General features: G+C 30.2%; 20 protein-coding genes. 2 read left to right on the top strand and 18 right to left on the bottom strand.

Going from position 1 to position 18081, the window contains the following annotated elements:
• Position 1: 1 nt before the first annotated feature.
• The 13 genes from BUB36_RS08365 to dapF form a co-directional block, all read right to left on the bottom strand.
• Positions 2-742 (bottom strand): Stp1/IreP family PP2C-type Ser/Thr phosphatase, encoded by a 741-nt coding sequence (locus tag BUB36_RS08365; protein WP_073148942.1) that lies wholly within the window; start codon positions 740-742, stop codon positions 2-4.
• 90 nt (positions 743-832) lie between these two features.
• On the bottom strand, positions 833-2176 hold the full coding sequence (gene rsmB, locus BUB36_RS08360; protein WP_073148939.1) for a 16S rRNA (cytosine(967)-C(5))-methyltransferase RsmB: 1344 nt from the start codon (positions 2174-2176) through the stop codon (positions 833-835).
• 124 nt (positions 2177-2300) lie between these two features.
• Positions 2301-2987 carry a zinc metallopeptidase gene (locus tag BUB36_RS08355; protein ID WP_207550784.1) on the bottom strand — a complete coding sequence of 229 codons (687 nt, stop codon included), beginning with the start codon at positions 2985-2987 and terminating at the stop codon, positions 2301-2303.
• A 4-nt stretch (positions 2988-2991) separates the two neighbouring features.
• A complete protein-coding gene (locus BUB36_RS08350; RefSeq protein WP_073148937.1) occupies positions 2992-3753 on the bottom strand; it encodes a DUF116 domain-containing protein in 762 nt (253 codons plus the stop codon).
• Between the two features lie 6 nt (positions 3754-3759).
• Positions 3760-4692 (bottom strand): methionyl-tRNA formyltransferase, encoded by a 933-nt coding sequence (fmt, locus tag BUB36_RS08345; protein ID WP_073148935.1) that lies wholly within the window; start codon positions 4690-4692, stop codon positions 3760-3762.
• 11 nt (positions 4693-4703) lie between these two features.
• Complete coding sequence (gene def / locus BUB36_RS08340; protein ID WP_073148933.1) at positions 4704-5147, bottom strand: peptide deformylase; 444 nt, start codon at positions 5145-5147, stop codon at positions 4704-4706.
• Positions 5148-5229: 82 nt separating this feature from the next.
• Positions 5230-7719, bottom strand: coding sequence for a primosomal protein N' (gene priA, locus BUB36_RS08335; RefSeq protein WP_073148931.1), 2490 nt, complete (start codon positions 7717-7719; stop codon positions 5230-5232).
• Between the two features lie 37 nt (positions 7720-7756).
• Positions 7757-8965: a bifunctional phosphopantothenoylcysteine decarboxylase/phosphopantothenate--cysteine ligase CoaBC gene (gene coaBC, locus BUB36_RS08330; protein ID WP_073148929.1), complete on the bottom strand. Its 1209-nt coding sequence runs from the start codon at positions 8963-8965 to the stop codon at positions 7757-7759.
• A gap of 9 nt (positions 8966-8974) precedes the next feature.
• On the bottom strand, positions 8975-9178 hold the full coding sequence (rpoZ, locus tag BUB36_RS08325; protein WP_073148927.1) for a DNA-directed RNA polymerase subunit omega: 204 nt from the start codon (positions 9176-9178) through the stop codon (positions 8975-8977).
• A 2-nt stretch (positions 9179-9180) separates the two neighbouring features.
• Positions 9181-9792, bottom strand: coding sequence for a guanylate kinase (gene gmk, locus BUB36_RS08320; RefSeq protein WP_073148926.1), 612 nt, complete (start codon positions 9790-9792; stop codon positions 9181-9183).
• Positions 9789-10070 carry an extracellular matrix/biofilm regulator RemA gene (gene remA / locus BUB36_RS08315; protein ID WP_073148924.1) on the bottom strand — a complete coding sequence of 94 codons (282 nt, stop codon included), beginning with the start codon at positions 10068-10070 and terminating at the stop codon, positions 9789-9791. The genes gmk and remA overlap by 4 nt, the downstream gene beginning before the upstream one ends.
• Before the next feature lie 13 nt (positions 10071-10083).
• Complete coding sequence (locus BUB36_RS08310; RefSeq protein ID WP_330390454.1) at positions 10084-10986, bottom strand: YicC/YloC family endoribonuclease; 903 nt, start codon at positions 10984-10986, stop codon at positions 10084-10086.
• Positions 10987-11045: 59 nt separating this feature from the next.
• Positions 11046-11885 carry a diaminopimelate epimerase gene (gene dapF / locus BUB36_RS08305; protein WP_242655744.1) on the bottom strand — a complete coding sequence of 280 codons (840 nt, stop codon included), beginning with the start codon at positions 11883-11885 and terminating at the stop codon, positions 11046-11048.
• A gap of 294 nt (positions 11886-12179) precedes the next feature.
• On the opposite strand from dapF, the gene BUB36_RS08300 reads away from it, so the two are divergent.
• Positions 12180-13961: an Rqc2 family fibronectin-binding protein gene (locus tag BUB36_RS08300; RefSeq protein WP_073148920.1), complete on the top strand. Its 1782-nt coding sequence runs from the start codon at positions 12180-12182 to the stop codon at positions 13959-13961.
• An 11-nt stretch (positions 13962-13972) separates the two neighbouring features.
• Here the strand turns inward: BUB36_RS08300 and pyrR are convergent, their stop codons facing one another.
• From pyrR to BUB36_RS08275, 5 genes are all read right to left on the bottom strand, one after another.
• On the bottom strand, positions 13973-14509 hold the full coding sequence (gene pyrR / locus BUB36_RS08295) for a bifunctional pyr operon transcriptional regulator/uracil phosphoribosyltransferase PyrR (RefSeq protein WP_073148918.1): 537 nt from the start codon (positions 14507-14509) through the stop codon (positions 13973-13975).
• A 58-nt stretch (positions 14510-14567) separates the two neighbouring features.
• Complete coding sequence (locus BUB36_RS08290; RefSeq protein ID WP_073148916.1) at positions 14568-15485, bottom strand: RluA family pseudouridine synthase; 918 nt, start codon at positions 15483-15485, stop codon at positions 14568-14570.
• Between the two features lie 174 nt (positions 15486-15659).
• The gene (locus BUB36_RS08285; protein ID WP_073148914.1) at positions 15660-16319 is read right to left on the bottom strand and encodes a TraR/DksA C4-type zinc finger protein; all 660 of its coding nucleotides are present in this window, start codon (positions 16317-16319) and stop codon (positions 15660-15662) included.
• Positions 16320-16330: 11 nt separating this feature from the next.
• The gene (locus BUB36_RS08280; protein WP_073148912.1) at positions 16331-16609 is read right to left on the bottom strand and encodes a DUF5665 domain-containing protein; all 279 of its coding nucleotides are present in this window, start codon (positions 16607-16609) and stop codon (positions 16331-16333) included.
• Between the two features lie 407 nt (positions 16610-17016).
• Positions 17017-17715, bottom strand: a complete 699-nt coding sequence (locus tag BUB36_RS08275; protein ID WP_073148910.1) for a 5'-methylthioadenosine/adenosylhomocysteine nucleosidase — start codon at positions 17713-17715, stop codon at positions 17017-17019.
• Between the two features lie 121 nt (positions 17716-17836).
• On the opposite strand from BUB36_RS08275, the gene BUB36_RS08270 reads away from it, so the two are divergent.
• A partial coding sequence (locus tag BUB36_RS08270) for an IS1 family transposase (protein ID WP_330390458.1) occupies positions 17837-18081 on the top strand: 245 nt, incomplete at its 3' end.

Raw genomic sequence — 18081 nt, 5'->3', positions numbered from 1 at the left:
ATTAACTATGCCTATATCTGATAGCAATTAAAGTAATGTTATCAACTCCACCTCTATTGTTTGCTTCATTAATTAAAAAATCACAAGCTTCTTGAAGATTTGATTTTTTAAGAAATATATCTTTAATCATGTAATTATCAACTGCATTTGTTAATCCATCGGTACAAAGAATAATTATATCTCCATCATCAACCTCTATACTTAATATGTCTGGTATAGGATTTATCTCTGTTCCGAGGGCCTTTGTAATAACATTCCTTTTGGGGTGGCTTTTAGCTTCAACCTCTGTAATGCTTCCATTTTTCACAAGTTCACATACAAGGGTATGATCCTCTGTGAGTTGTGTTAATTCGTTATCCTTCAATAAATAAGCTCTACTGTCTCCAACATGTCCCAAATAGACCTTGTTATTCACAAATAAAGCCATTGTTATGGTTGTACCCATACCATCCCAATTTTCGAAGGATGAAGACTGTTTATATATCTCTATATTTCCTTCATTAATTGCATTTTCTATTAAACTCGTAATTTCATTTTCATTTTGTAAAGAGACATTATTAATATTATTATCAATAAATTTGCTAACTTTTTCAATAGCCATTTTACTTGCAACTTCTCCTGCGTTATGTCCACCCATACCATCAGCTACAATAAAAATTCTGCCATGCTTTTCATCAACATAAAAAGAATCTTCATTTTTATTTCTAATTTTTCCTATGTGAGTTTTTGATCCCCATTCCATTAAATCACCTCAAAACTTAAATTAGCCATAAAAAAACTAATTATTTCCTAGTAAATTAGATTATACATATCTATAATTAACTATCTATGGTTATTTGACTCTTTTCATTTTACAAATAAAAAATCCATCGGCATCTAAAACGTTTGGATATATTTGCATATACTTTTCTTCTGAAAATAGATTTTTAGGTAAATCCATATTTATATCTAATAAAGTAAAGTCATGTTTTTTTCTTAAAAACTCCTTTATAATATTCTTATTTTCTTCTTCCATTATAGTACAGGTACTATAAACTAGTACTCCTCCTTTTTTTACATAATTTGAACTTGTATCTAAAATTTTAATTTGTAATTTTGAGAGTTCAACTATATCCTTGACATCTTTAAAATATCTTATTTCTGGTTTTCGCCTTATGATTCCAAAACCTGAACAAGGTGCATCGACGATTACCCTATCTGCTAAATTTACAAGCTTTTTGTCAAGCTTAGTAGCATCAAATTTTTCTGTGTCAATAATAGAAACATCAAGTCTATTAGCATTTTCCTTAATTAAATCCAGCTTATGCTCATGTATATCCCGAGATAATATTCTTCCCTTATTTTTCATAAGCTGTGCAATATGAGTAGATTTTCCACCAGGAGCACTACACACATCTACTATAAAATCTCCTTCTAATGGGTCCAGTGCGTGTCCTACTAACATTGAACTCTCATCTTGGACTTGAAAAAGTCCATTTTTAAAGGATTTTAAGTTATCTAAACTACTCTTCATGGACTCTATAATGACTGATTCAGGTGATAACTCACCTTTTCTACAGACCACACCTTCTTTTATTAGCTCACCAATTAGGTTATCTCTATTAATTTTCAAGGTGTTAGTCCTAATTGTTAGATTTGGGGTTTTATTATTTGATTCCAATAATTCCCTTGTAAAATCATATCCATATTCACTAATCCATCTATCTACCAACCATTCTGGATGAGAATATTTTACAGACAAATATTGGCTTGGGCTATCTTCATATGATGGAAGATTAATATTATCTTTATTTCTTATAAAGCTTCTTAATAATCCATTTACAAAGCCTGATAATCTAAAATTGATTTTCTTTGCCATCTTTACAGATTCATTAACCGCTGCTGAATCTGGTATCTTTGCCAAAAAAATAATTTGATATAACCCTAATCTTAATATATTCAATATATCGATTTCAATTTTATTTATTTTAGTTTTAGAAAGATTTTTGATTATATAATCTAAATATAGCTTATTTTCTAGAACTCCATAAACCAACTGACTAATGAAACGTCTATCCAGGGATGATATTTCCTGCTTCTTAATATATTTGTTTATAGCAATATTAGAAAAAGCTTTATTCTTTTCTATATCAACTAATATATTTAAAGCTACTCTCCTAGGATTAATATTCCTCATAGTTTTCCTCCTAAAATACCTGTAGAGCGAGTTTTTATGGTCAAGATTAAGATTGAGGTTAAGGTTAAGGATTAGGGTCATATCTTTTTATAATTGACCCTAACTTTTTATCTTAGTCTAAATCTTAATCTCTATCTCTTAATGCAAGTAGTCTCAACAATTGAGCAATTGAAACAGCGGCAGCGGCTAGGTATGTCAATGCAGCGGCATTTAAAACAGACTTAGATGACTTTACTTCTTCATTATATATCAAACCATTCCCTGTTAGCTGCTGGACTGCTCTAGAACTTGCATTATATTCAACGGGTAAAGTAATTATATGGAATGCTATTGCAGCAATATATATATATATGCCTAAATCGATTAAATTTGATGCTCCAAGAAAAAATCCTAAAAATGCTAGGGGTAAAGCAAATTGGGAAGCTATCGATGCCACAGGAGCAATTTGATTTCTAATAGTAAGTGGGGCATATCCCTTTGCATGTTGTATTGCATGACCAACTTCATGGGCTGCAACACTAATTGAAGCTATTGATGTACCACTGTATACGTTACTTGAAAGTCTTACTACTTTTTTTCTTGGATCGTAATGATCAGATAGATAGCCTCCTATATGTTCTATGTGGACATCCCTTAATCCATTCCTGTCCAATATCATCCTAGCTACTTGAGCCCCTGTATAGCCTCTCATATTTCTTACTTGTAAATACCGATTGAATGTTCCTTTAACTTTACTTTGTGCATAAAAAGCAAATATCATTGCTGGTATCAATAGTATCATACTAGAGTAATACATTCCAGAGTAATACATTTTATTACCTCCTCAAAAATTGGTTTATAGCCTTTTCTACTTTATTAATCTCTACACAAGTATTATAACATGGACCATTTGGTCTTTCATTTTTTATGCCTATAACTGGTATAGATTTTACATCTAGTATTCCATGGGATAAATCCCTTTCACAAGCTATTGCTATTACTCCCTTTGGTCTATAATCTTTAATAATCTTTCTCGCTAAGGTCCCACCCGTTACAACCTGTAGGTTAATATTATAGCTTGTACATAAGTCAAGAAGCAAATTTATATCACATGCTCCACATCTATTGCAATTATTTATATTCCCAGTTATTTTATGTTTACAAGAAGAATTTTGTAAACAATGGGGTGCTATAACCAAAATATCTTCAGGCTTTAGCTTATCAATTTTTTGAATTACTATTTTATTATTGAGCTCAGAAAAAAACCTTCGAATAGGGTCTTTTTCAATCTTTAATAAATTTGAAAAGGTAATCATTATTGGATAAACAAATTTTATAGAATTTTCAAAAAGAGATATAAGAAACCTTGGAATATTTTTGTTTTTTACAATTCTAATTACCAATAATAACATTCCTAATAAATATATAGTAGCTGCACTAAAAAAAAGTATTAAAACAGTTAAAATTGTTAAGTATATATTTAATCTACTACTTTTAATTAATAGGAATAATCCAGTAGCTAAAGATGCGGCAAATATCATAATCAAGGTTAGCATATTCAGAAAAATATTCTTGTCTTTATTTGCTATAATTTTCATATTATTCTAAACTCCCAATTTTATTCCAGTTTCTATGGTATTTCCTCTAATATATTCATCCACACTCATTTTTCTACTATTAGGAAACTGGATTTCATCGATAACAATTACTCCATCACCTGTAGCAACAAAAATACCTTTCTTATTAACCTTGATGATTTTTCCAGGTATTTCATTGCTCTTCAATTCTCCGATACTGCACTTCCAGATTTTGAGTTTCTTACCCTTGTACATAGTATAAGCAACAGGCCATGAATTTAAACCCCTCACTAAGTTATATATTTTTATAGCACTATTATTCCAATCAATACAACCAGTGTCCTTATTCAACATTGCAGCATAGCTGCTTTCACTATCATTTTGAGGAGTCCTTGGAGCTTTATTTATTTCTATAAGCTTTAAAGTTTCAATCAATACTTTGGCTCCTTTTACCGATAGTATATCATGAAGCTCACTGGCTGTCATGTCTTTAGCAATAGTAACTTCTTCTTTTAGTATCATATCTCCTGTATCTAATCCTTCATTCATATACATTGTGGTAATACCAGTTTTCTTCTCACCATTTATGATAGCCCAATTTATAGGAGCTGCACCTCTAAACTTTGGCAGTAAAGATGCATGTACGTTTATACATCCTTTTTCAGGTAATTCTAATATTTCCTTTGGCAATATTTGTCCATATGCCACAACTACAATACAATCTATATTCATATTTTTTATAACTTCAATATTTTCTTTGTCCTTTATTCTCTTGGGCTGTAAAACCTTTATACCTAACTGATTTGCCTTAGCCTTTACGGGAGGAGGTAAAACCTTTTTACCCCTTCCCTTTGGTCTATCTGGTTGAGTAATAACTGCTACCACATCATGATTATTCTTAACCAATGCTTCTAAACATGGAACAGCAAAATCTGGGGTTCCCATAAATAGAATATTCATTTTATAAACACCTACTCTTCAATAATCTTATCTATAAATAGTATTCCATTTAAATGATCTATTTCATGACATAGAGCCCTTGCTAGTAATTCTTCACCTTCAACATATATTTCCTTTCCTTCTCTATTGAGTCCTCTCACCTTTACAAACCGTGGTCTTTCAACATTACCTGTCTTATTTGGTATGCTTAAGCATCCTTCTTCATCAATCTGTGAACCACTTTGACTTACAAATTCAGGGTTTATAAGCTCAATTATTCCATCACCAACATCTATAACAATGATTCTTTTTAATATACCTATTTGAGGAGCAGCCAATCCAACTCCATTAGCTTCATACATAGTATCTATCATATCATCAATTAGCTGAAGTATTCTATCATCAATTTTTTCTACGGTTCTTGATTTTTTTCTTAATATAGGATCGTCATCAATTCTAATATTTCTTATAGCCATAATACATTCCTCCAATATATAATTGAATTTTTTATTATCTTTCCACAAAATCTAATCTTAATCTCATCCCTTAAAGCCCTACCTAAAAGATACTATAGGGCTTCATATCAAAAATTAAACCTACATTATTTTCTATATATCTACTCTTATTAATATTACATATATTATTAATTATACTCTTTATATTTTCATGGTCAACACTTTGATACTTTAATAATATCTGCCACCTATAATTTCCCTTTATTCTACCTAATATTGCAGGATTAGGCCCTAACAACTGAACATTATTTAAACTCTTATCTTTTATGATTGTTCCTTGTATTTTTTGAAATAATCTATTAGCTGATTTTATTACTGCCATTTCATTCTTCCCTAGTATTATCACATTGATTATATTATAAAAAGGTGGATAGCTAAATTCTTTTCTAAGACCTATCTCTCTATCATAGAACTCCTCATAGTCATGTTTTTGTGAGGCATTAATAGCATAATTATTAGGGCTGTAGGTTTGAATAATAACATTGCCTTTAAAATCATGCCTGCCAGCTCTACCAGCAACCTGTGTCAATAGTTGAAACGTTCTTTCATTGGCTCGATAGTCAGGAAGATTTAAAGTTATATCGGCTGACAGTACCCCCACTAATGTAACATAAGGGAAATCCAGACCCTTTGTTACCATTTGTGTACCTATTAAAATATGAATCTCCTTTTTTTCAAAGGCTTCTATAATCTTTTCGAGACTTCCCTTTTTAGAGGTTGTATCGATATCAAGCCTTCCTGTTCTATAAGAAGGAAATAACTTATTTACATACTCTTCAACCTTTTCTGTCCCTAATCCAAAAAATTTAATATATTTACTTTTACATTCAGGACAAATTCTAGGAACAACACTCTTATGTCCACAATAATGACATTTTGCTATATTATCCTTCTGATGATAAGTTAATGATATATCACAATTTGGACACTTTAATACATAACCACAGCTTCTGCATGAAACAAAAGTAGAATATCCTCTACGATTTAAAAATAGTATAACTTGTTTATCATCAAGTAAACTATTTTTCATTAAGCTATATAGCTTGCGACTAAATATGCCCTTATTACCCTCTTCGAGTTCTATCCTCATATCTATAACTTCTACCTTCGGAAGTGGGTTTTTATTAAATCTCTTCTTAAGTTCTAAAAGTTTATAGCTGCCATTCTTAGCTTTGTAATAGCTTTCTATTGATGGAGTAGCTGTCCCCATAACTAGAACTGCATTATTTGCTCTGCATAAATACTTTGCTACATCTATAGTATGATATTTAGGATTCATTTCAGATTTATAGGATGATTCATGCTCCTCATCTATAATTACTAATCCTAGATTATTACATGGAGCAAATATTGCTGATCTTGCACCTATAACTATTGATATTTCATTGTTTTTTATTTTTTTCCATTGGTCATATCTTTCTCCTAATGAAAGCTTACTATGAAGCACAGCTACGTTATTGCCAAATCTTTTTAAGAACTTATCCACTATTTGAGGAGTTAGAGAGATTTCGGGTACTAAAATTATTGCTTGCTGGTTATTACTTATAACATAGTCTACAAGCTGCATATATACTTCCGTTTTCCCACTCCCTGTTACTCCATGTAAAAGGAATGTTTCATAGGCTTTTTTCTTTATTGAATTTATTATATCTCTATAAACTCTTTGCTGTTCATTATTAAGTTCCTTTGGTTTATCTTTTTTTATATCATCAATATCAAAAGGAGTTCTATAATCTATTTCGTTACTGATTTTAATAAAGTTCTTTTTGATAAGACTGTTTATGACAGCCCTAGAAGTTTTAGTATCTTCAATGAGCTTGCTTAATTCTATTTTCTTTTTCCTTGCAATGTATTTTAAAACCTGAACCTGTTTAAAAGCTCTTTTATGTAGCCCTGCTATTACTTCATCAATTTCATCGGAATTAAAATTAATTTTAGCTACCCGTTTATATTTTATACTTATGTCACTGTAAAATTTTTCTTTCATTTCTATGATATTATTTTTTAATAATTTATTTAATTCTTTGCTGCAATCATAGCCTAGTTTTTTTGTCAATTCTTTTTGGGTAATAGACCCATTGTCCAAAAGCACCTTTATTATTTGATTATTATCATTATAATAGTCTTTAGAAATGTTTATAGAATCTAAAGCAGCTTCATTTATCTTATATACTTTTTTCTTCTTTAGGGTTGTTCCTCGAGGAATTAAGCATTGGATAGCTTCATAATAGCTGCATAAATATGTTTTTCTCATCCATCGGCATAGCTCAATTTGTTTCTTAGATAAATTGATATCATCATAAAGTACATCCTTTATTGCCTTTATACCCTTTATATTCTGTATATCATCATTTGAATTAACCTCAAGCACAAAGCCTTCAAGTAATTTATTGCCTTGCCCAAAAGGAACAATTACTTTATCACCAATTTTAACTTTCCCAATAAAGCTATTTGGAATCTGATAAGTATATAATCTATCTGTTGCTCTAGTTCTTGTATTAACAACTACATTACAATATTCCGTATAACCCATTCTAATTGCCTCCACCAATATAAAGGAGTAGGTTACCCTACTCCTTCAATTTTATCAAATCGTATGCTTTATCTAAAATAATATCTGCTATTTCTTCCTTTTTCATTTTATCATATTTTTCTACGTTTCCCAAACTGTCAATAATGCTTACTATATTAGTATCACTCTTAAAACCAGCATCTTTTTCAGCTATATTATTAGCAACAATAAAATCTAAATTCTTTCTATTCATTTTACCCTTTGCATTATCCAGCAAATCCCTTGTTTCTGCAGCAAACCCAATTAAAACTTGGTTCTTTTTCATTTTCCCAAGCTCTAATAATATATCTGGATTTCTTGCAAATTCCATTGATAAATTAGAATCACTTTTCTTAATCTTATTGTCGGCTACTTCCTTCGGTCTATAATCTGCAACAGCAGCAGCTTTTATTATTATATCTGCTTCACCAAAATGGCTAACTGCTTGGTCATACATATCTCTAGCTGTTATTACATCAATCACCTTGATTCCATTGGGCCTTTCTAGATTAGTTGGTCCAGAAATAAGGGTTACATCAGCACCTCTGTTTTTTGCTTCAATGGCAATGGCATATCCCATCTTTCCTGACGAGTGATTTGTTATATATCTTACAGGATCAATAGGCTCTTGGGTAGGTCCAGCAGTAACCAAAACCTTTTTACCCCTTAAGGGTTTTTTTGATGCTTTACCTATTATTTTAGTTATTGATTCTACAATATTTTCAGGGGAAGCTAATTTTCCTATACCATAGTCTCCACATGCAAGTCTTCCTGATGCAGGATCAACAAATCTATATCCTATTTCCTTTAAAATTTTAATATTCCTTTGTACAATAGGATTATTATACATATTTGTATTCATAGCTGGAGCTATAAGAACAGGAGCTTTAGTTGCCATAACCGTTGTAGACAGCATATCATCTGCAATGCCGTTAGCTAATTTACCAATTACATTAGCTGTAGCTGGAGCAATTACAAACAGGTCAGCTTTTTGAGCTAAAGATATATGTTCAACATCCCATGTCTTAGGCTCTGCAAACATGTCGGTAACTACATAGTTTTGTGATAATGATTGAAAGCTTAATGGCTGAACAAATTCTGTAGCAGCTTTAGTCATTATAACATCTATATTTGCATTTAATTTCTTCAATCTACTTACTACATCTAAAGCTTTATAAACTGCAATACCTCCACTAACACCAATTACTATATTTTTATTACTTAACATAATGCACCTCTAAATATCTTCTTCTATTTTTTTGTAGGTGATTTTACCCTGCATGATTTCATTAGTTGCTATGGTTACTGGCTTATTGGATTCTATATCAATAAGCTTCTCACTACCGTCTATTATTTGTCTAGCTCTTCTAGCCGTAGCAATAACTAAAGAATATCTGCTGTCAACCTTTTTCAACAGTTCATTAATTGATGGTTCAAGCATTATTATTCCTCCTTATATTTTCTCACTATTTCACATATATCCTCTTTAACTCTACATCTTTCTGCCTTAATAATTGAAGCAAGATTATTTACAGCCTTTAATAAATCATCATTTATTATATAATAATCATACTCTTTAATGAAGTCAATTTCTTCATAGGCACACTTTAACCTTTTTTTAATATTGTCCTCTGAATCCCTTCCTCTTCCAATGATTCTATTTTTAAGTTCCTTCATGCTTGGAGGAAGTAAGAAAATAAAAATTCCTTCTTTAAACTTTTCCTTAATCTGCATTGCTCCTTGTGGATCAATTTCTAATATAACATCCTTTCCAATATTAAGTTGTTCTATAACATATTTTTTTGGTGTACCATAAAAATTATCATAAACCTGAGCATATTCTAAAAACTCATCATTTTCTATCATTTCTTCAAACTTATCTTTATCTATAAAATAATAATTTACACCCTCTACTTCTCCCTTTCTTATTTCCCTTGTAGTGGCAGAAATAGATAAATCAATTCCAGATATATTTTTTAGTAACTCTTTACAGACAGTACCTTTGCCTACACCTGATGGGCCACATATAACAAATAATGTACCCTTTCTTCTCATATCAATTCTCCTTTTTTGTCATTTATTTCCTTTATATCCTTGGTATGAAATCTATTGGCCATTGTCTCAGGCTGAACAGCTGATAAGACTATGTGATCACTATCACATATGATAACTGCTCTCGTTCTCCTCCCATATGTAGCATCTACAAGCTTACCTTGATCCCTTGCTTCATTTATTATTCTCTTGATAGGTGCTGATTCAGGTTTAACAATAGCTACTATCCTATTAGCTGAAATTACATTGCCAAAACCGATATTAACTAATTTGAAATCCATTATAATCCCCCTGTTATTCAATATTTTGTACCTGTTCTCTAATTTTTTCCAATTCGCTTTTTATTTCTATCACTATTCTAGATATATTAATATCAGAGGATTTTGACCCTATTGTATTTATTTCTCTATTCATTTCTTGAATCAGAAAATCTAATTTTCTTCCAATAGCACCAGATTCATTTAAAATTATATCCAACTGGTCAATATGACTATATAATCTAACTATCTCTTCCGTTATATTACTCTTATCAGCATATATAGACACTTCTAAAGCAATTCTATCTTCATCAATTTCAACTGTATCCTCTGTTAATTCTCTTATCCTTTCAAATAATTTATCTCTGTATTCCTTAATTATTATTGGAATACGAAGTTCTATCTCTTTTACTTTTTCACGTATTTTTTTTCTTCTAAGTCTTATATCTTCAGCTAATTTTTCTCCCTCTGCCTTTCTCATAGCAACCAAGGATGAAATAGCTTGATTTAAGGCTATACTTAAAGATTCCCAGATAACATCCTCTTGGGCTTCTTTGTTTTCAATATTAAAGATATCTTGAAAACCAATTAAATGAGATAGCTTTATATCATCCTTTAATTGCAGATTGTCTTTTATCTCTACCAAAGAATTATAATATTGCTGCATAATATTTAAGTTTGGCTTTATTATTATGTCATCATCTTTAGCTTCATCCAACGTAATATAAACCTCTACTCTACCTCTCTTTACAGAGTCTTTAATTAATTTTCTTATCCTTTCTTCAAAGGCCGATAATTTTTTAGGCATTCTTATAATAATATCATTATATCTATGATTTACTGATTTTATCTCTATGAGAAAACTCCTTGATTCATCATTAGACTCCCCTCTACCATAACCTGTCATACTGCTAACCATTAAATCAGTCCTTCCTTGCATACAGCAATTAATATCTACCAATTCCATATTATATCATTAAAATTATAAAATTTTAAGGACTAGCTTGAATAATATTTCCCATCGCAAATAAATTTAGCAGTTCCCTCCATAAAAACTCTATTATCATCATCAATATAAATATTAAGCCTTCCACCAGGTACATGCACATCAACACTTTTACCTACGTATTTCAAATGGTAGGCGGCATATACCGATGCACACACTCCCGTACCACATGCCAAAGTCTTTCCTGCTCCCCTTTCCCATGTATCTACTTCTATAAATCTATTATTGATTACATTAACAAAGTTAACATTGGTATTTTTAGGATAGATATCATGCTTCTCTATTTGAGGTCCTAGCTTATAAACATCATTCTCCTTTATTTCATTAACAAATATTATAGTATGGGGTACTCCCATCAATATGCTTGATGCTATTATTTTAGAATCTCCAACTTTTATAATTTCATTTATAAAGATTTCCTTTTGTGTAATAACAGGAATACTTTCAGCCTTAAGTATTGGTTTACCCATATCAACCAATATTTTTTCAACTAAATCATCATCTCCTATGGTCAGCTTAACCTCCTTAATACCTGCTAAAGTCTCTACTAAAAAAACATCTCTTTTTACAATCCCTTTTTCATATACAAATTTCGAAAAACATCTAATCCCATTGCCACACATCTCCCCTTGAGACCCATCTGAATTGTAATAAATCATTTTTATATCACTTCTTTGTGAGTCTTCAACAACCATCATCCCATCGGCTCCTATACCAAAATGTCTATCACATACCTTCCTAGCCAGCATAGAATAATCGACACCCTTTATTTCTTCAGCCTTAATAATAATAAAGTCATTTCCAGCACCATGCATTTTACTAAAATTAATCATCTTTAACCTCCTTGTATTATTAAAAGCGCCTTTGGCATTTTATTTGTTTTAAGATCCAAGTTGCAAGTACTTTTCTCATTTTTTAGACAGTTAATAAAATTATACCCTAAGGGATTTTAATATTTCATTTGTATAAATTTTCTCTAATAGCCTCAAAGCTTTTTTATAATACTTATTATATATCCTAACAGCATTATATTTAATAATAATTTATATTGCCTTTTAAAATTTATCATTTAATGTTATACTTTACAAAGAATTTTATAGATATCTTTTATGTAATGGAGGGATAATATGCCTTTTGATGGTTTAGTAATAAATTCTTTGGCTTCAGAATTAAAGGAAGCCTTGTTAAATAAAAAAATCGAAAAAATATATCAACCTGAAGCTGACGAAATAATAATCAAATTCAGAAACGCAAGCAATACTAACAAGCTATTTATATCAGTAAATAGTAGTTTCCCACATGTTAGTCTATCAAACATTCAAAAAAACAATCCATTGCATCCACCGATGTTTTGCATGCTTATGAGAAAACATCTACAAGGAAGTAAAATTGTGGATGTATACCAAGTAGAACTCGAAAGAATACTAGTACTGTCTATTGAAAGTTATGATGAATTAGGAAACATCAGTATTAAAAAATTAATAATTGAAATAATGGGTAAACATAGCAACATAATTTTTATTGAAGATGATACCAATGTTATTATTGATAGTATCAAAAGAATACCCTCTAGCATTAGTAGACAAAGACAAATATTGCCTGGACTTAAATATGAATATCCACCTTCTCAAAACAAGATAAATATATTTAAAGCAAATTATAATACTTTTATAGATAAATTAAAAAATGTTGAAAATGACACTAAAATCTTCAAAGCTTTGTACAAATCCTTCCAGGGTATAAGCCCTGTTATTGCCAAGGAAATTTGCTTTAGAGCTTCAATAGATATTGATAAACCAATTTCTACTTTGACTGATGAAAATTTCCAATCTATTTGGAAAGTTTTTATAGATTTACTTTCAAAACTAATAAAAAAAGAATTTTCTCCAAATATAATCCTCGATTCAAAGGAGAAAAAAAACATTGATTTTTCCTCATTGAAATTGAAAATGTATGAAAACCAATTTTTTTCATATGTTTTCTTTGATACGATGAGTGACTGTATTAATAAATATTATTTTGACAAAGATAAATATAATCGTATAAAACAAAAATCTACTGATATAGTTAAAATCATTAATACTAGACTTGAAAGATTATATAATAAGCTTCAAAAACAGAAAGAAGAATTATTAACTGCTGAAGGTGCAGATAAATATAAGCTTTATGGAGAATTAATACTAACAAATATGCATAAAATAACCAAGGGTATAGATACCATAACTGTACAAAATTACTATGAAGACCATATGCCTAGTATTACAATTCCCCTTGATTCTAGATTAACACCATCAGAAAACAGTCAAAGATACTATAAAAAATATAATAAATATAAAACCGCACAGGAGAAAATAACTAATCAAATAAAAGAAACAAAGGAAGAAATACAATATTTGCAAAATGTTTTAGCCAATATTGAAAACACTGATGATATAAATAATATAAACGAAATCAAACAAGAATTAATTGAGCAAAATTATATTCGAAAAAGAAGTACAATTAAGAAAACAGAAAAAGCTTCAATTTCAAAACCTCATAAATACTTGACTGATGAAGGCTTCACTATATTAGCTGGAAAAAATAACAAACAAAATGATTACTTGACATTAAAAATGTCTTCTAAAAAAGATATATGGCTGCATACGAAGGATATTCCAGGATCTCATGTGATAATTAAGACAGAGGGAAGAGATGTACCTGAAAAAACCATTAAAATCGCTGCCTTGATAGCTGCTTACCATAGTAAAGGCAGAAACTCAAGCAATGTTCCTATAGATTACACATATGTTAAATTTGTAAAGAAGCCTTCTGGTGCAAAACCAGGAATGGTTATATATGATAATTTCAAAACTATTTATGTAACTCCCTATGAAGATGAAATTAAGAAATTAGAGGCACAGAGCCATTGACTCTGTGCTTTTTATTTCTCGAATATTTCTACTTTATTTTCTTTATCAACTTCATCAAGTCTTACACTTATTATCTCTTTTTTTGATGTTGGAACATTTTTCCCAATATAATCTGGTCTTATTGGTAACTCCCTATGTCCTCTATCTACTAAAACTGCTAACTGAATAGTTTTGGGTCTTCCAATGTCTATCAAAGCATCCATTGCAGCTCTAACTGTCCTTCCTGTAAAAATAACATCATCAATAAGAATAACATTTTTGTCATTTATATTAATATCAATCTGATTTTTGTTTATTATTGGATTGTCATCTATTTTGGATAGATCATCTCTATAAAGGGTAATATCTAATGAAGCTACTGCAACATCCGCATTTTCTATTTGCTTAATTTTTGAAGCAAGTCTTTTAGCTAAGGGAACACCTCTAGTATGTATTCCAATTAACACTACATCTTCTATACCTTTATTTTTCTCAATTATTTCATGGGATAATCTAGTGATAGATCTGTTTATTGCCTTTTCATCCATTATTTTTGCTTTAAACTTCATAATTACACCTCCAAATAATAAAAAAACTATAGGAAATATTAAACTTCTCTGTTTGCTTTTAATATCCTTTTATTTTTTTTAGTAAAGATTTAAAATAATATGGAAGCTCACTATTAAATTCCATATATTCTAATGTTTTAGGGTGTCTAAAGCCTAATAGCTTTGCATGCAAAGCCTGTCCCTGTAAATTAAATTTCTTTTTCTTTATGCCATAAAGTGGATCACCTACTAAAGGATATCCAATATAAGACATATGTACTCTAATCTGATGAGTGCGACCAGTTTCTAGTTTTAGTTCAACCAAACTATAGTTAGAATATCTTTCTATGACTTTAAAGTGGGTAACAGCTTTTTTTCCATTTTTCTCTACAACTGCCCTTTTCAGTCTATTGACAGGATGCCTTCCTATAGGTGCATCTATTGTGCCACTATTAGTTTTAATATTTCCATGGACTAGAGCATTATATATTCTATTTATGCTATGTTCCTTAAGCTGAGCAGCAAGAAAGTTATGGGCTATGTTATTTTTAGCTATCATTAAAAGACCTGATGTATCTTTATCTATTCTGTGAACAATTCCAGGTCTTATTATTCCATTAATGGAAGATAAGTTTTTAGAGTGGTAAAGTAATGCATTTACCAGTGTTCCTTTATAATGCCCAGGAGAAGGATGAACAACCATTCCTTGGGGTTTATTTACTACTAAAACATCCTCATCCTCATATACAATATCAATAGGAATATCTTCTGGTTCTAATTTTAGTTTTTCGGGTTCTGGGATTTCTATTTCAATTTTATCATTCTCATTTAACTTTTGTTTTTTTGTCACAATTATCTCATTATTTACCTTCACTTTTCCATCTTTAATCAATTTCTGAACATATGATCGAGAAATATTATTTAACTGCTTAGATATATATGAATCTAATCTGCTACCATTTTCTAAATTCTCCACAATCAACTTAATATCCTTCAATATATCTACTCCTTTTTATAACAAAGGCGTCTGGAGACGCTTTTCTAGATTAAGATTCCCTTTAAGCCCCTAAAACTTTGACCCTAACACTCAATCTTAGTCTTAATCTTAATCTCAATCTTAATAGACAATAGTATTATAACATAGAAATAGAAGCAAAGCTTAGGCCTGCTTCTATTTTTCTCTATCTTTTTTCTTAAAATCATCAACTTGTCTTTTATAATAACTATAACTTATATCATCTACATTTTCCACTTTACCAGAAATATTATCATCATACATATTATTATCATACCAGTCTAAAGCCATGTTTTTGTAATCTGTCTTATTATATCTAGCAACGGCTTGCCAGGAATCCTCTCCATCAAAACCATTGAATTTCGACTGATCTTTGAAGGTTCTTCCAAAGGGATAGTTAAGGGTTTCTTCTTCTACAGGTCGTGTATTCATTTTTTCTACTAAATCTAATGCAGATTTTTCATTACTGCATTTTGCACATATTTTTGTATAGGGTATAATTTCTAATCTATCGATTTCAATGTTTTTACCACAGCTATTACAAATACCATATGTACCCTTTTTAATTCTTTCGATGGCATCATCAATATCTCGTAAATGTCTCTTTTCATTTTCTTCTAGATTAAACTGCATTTCTTTTTCAAAGGTTTCACTTCCTATATCAGCTGGATGATTATCGTAAATAGACAATTCACTGTAATAATCCTGCATGGAGCTGTGAATTCCACTATCTTCTTCATGCGCGATGGCATTTAATACTTCCTTTTTTTCTTTTAAAAGTTTATTCTTAAAATATTCAAAATCTTTATTATCCACCCTTAGACCTCCTATCTATAATTTTCGATTATATTTATTAGTTCTGCAATATATTTGCCTATCAATGGAAGATTTACCATCTGTTTGATAACATAAATTAAAACTGCTGCAAGCAATGTAAATCCTATTGCCATTCCAAATCCTCGTGCTAAACCACCAATAAAATTTACCATTAATAGCCTTTTGGGATTATTTATAATCTCTGTATACTCAGAAATTTTCGTCTTTTCTAAAGTTATAGAAATATTTTCCAGTTTGTTTTCCAGTGAATCCTTTCTCTTGTCAGTCATTTTGCAGCACATCCTATCAACATACAGAGGTGTTTTAGACATATTTATGATTGTAAGTTCTAAAATTTCTTAACCATTTCTTGGATGTTATCTTTTTAATAATCGAGGAAATTGCATAATACATTTAAAGAATTTTGGAGTACAAAATGTAATAAAAAGAGTAAAGAAAGCTATCTACATATTGTATTTCAAAATTATTAGTGCTAATTATGCAAGTTTCTCAATCAATATTATTTTGCCCTTTTTTAAATAAAAATATAAAAACAAAAGCAAATCAACTACTTTTGTTTTTATCATTCTACTTTGTTATAAATTGTATAAAAAGTTTTTAGATTTACATAAAACAATTATGGTATATCACTATTGCAACCTCTGAAAACCGCAAAACATGGGTTAAAAAAACATGCTTAAATGTTCTCTATAATATTCATTACAATATTGCTAGAATTACGGGCTGCTTGAAGAACAAATTCATTAAAGTTAATATGAGCTGTTCCATCAGCTTTATCTGATATAGACCTTATTATGACAAAGGGAATATTATTTAAATAACTTGTATGTCCTATAGAGGCTCCTTCCATTTCTGTACAATATCCCTTAAAAATATTCCACAACAGCTCCTTTTTATCAGGACTAGCTACGAATATATCTCCTGACAAGATTCTTCCAACCTTTGTACTATGCATTATAGTTTCACATTTACTTGCTTCATAGGCTATATTAATCATTTCTTCATCAGCCTTAAATATATATGTATCCATTCTCGGTATTTCTCCTAATTTATAGCCAAATCCTGTTGCATCAAAATCGTGTTCAATAACATCTGAAGATATTACAATATCACCAATCTCTAAATCCTCATGTACTGCTCCCGCTACACCTGTATTTATAATGTGGCTTACATTAAAATTACTTACTAAAATTTGCGTGCAAACTGCTGCATTAACTTTTCCAATACCTGAGCGAACAAGTATAATCTCTTTATTCTTTAATTTTCCAATATAGAAATTCATTCCAGCAATATTTTTGGTATCTTCCATTATCATAAAATCCTTTAATATTTCAATTTCTTCATCCATCGCTCCTATTATTCCTATTTTTGTCATAAAAACCCTCCTTATAATTTATTACGCTCTGTAAACTTAAATGAAAATTGAGGACTTCAATCCTCTGTGGTACAATGTTTTTGCTAAAAAAACTATACCTCCCAGAAAGGGTGAAGTCCTCATGCAAAAAATTGTACCAATTAAATGTACAAAATGCAATAATAAAGATTCTTTTTACCGTTATGGTAAAGATAAAGATGGTTATCAAAAATACCTTTGTCGCAAATGTAATCACCAATTTGCTCCTGATAAACCAATATCTAAAAAGGTACCTAAATACCCTCGCTGTCCCCTTTGTGGAAAGGCAACTTTTCTTCACCACGATTATGAGTATTACTCTAATTATCGTTGTTGTGATAAAAAATG

Source organism: Paramaledivibacter caminithermalis DSM 15212 (genome assembly GCF_900142245.1).
In the GTDB taxonomy this organism is placed as follows: domain Bacteria; phylum Bacillota; class Clostridia; order Peptostreptococcales; family Caminicellaceae; genus Paramaledivibacter; species Paramaledivibacter caminithermalis.
The sequence above is the reverse complement of the archived record's forward strand: the minus strand, read 5'-3'. Positions and strand labels throughout refer to the sequence as shown.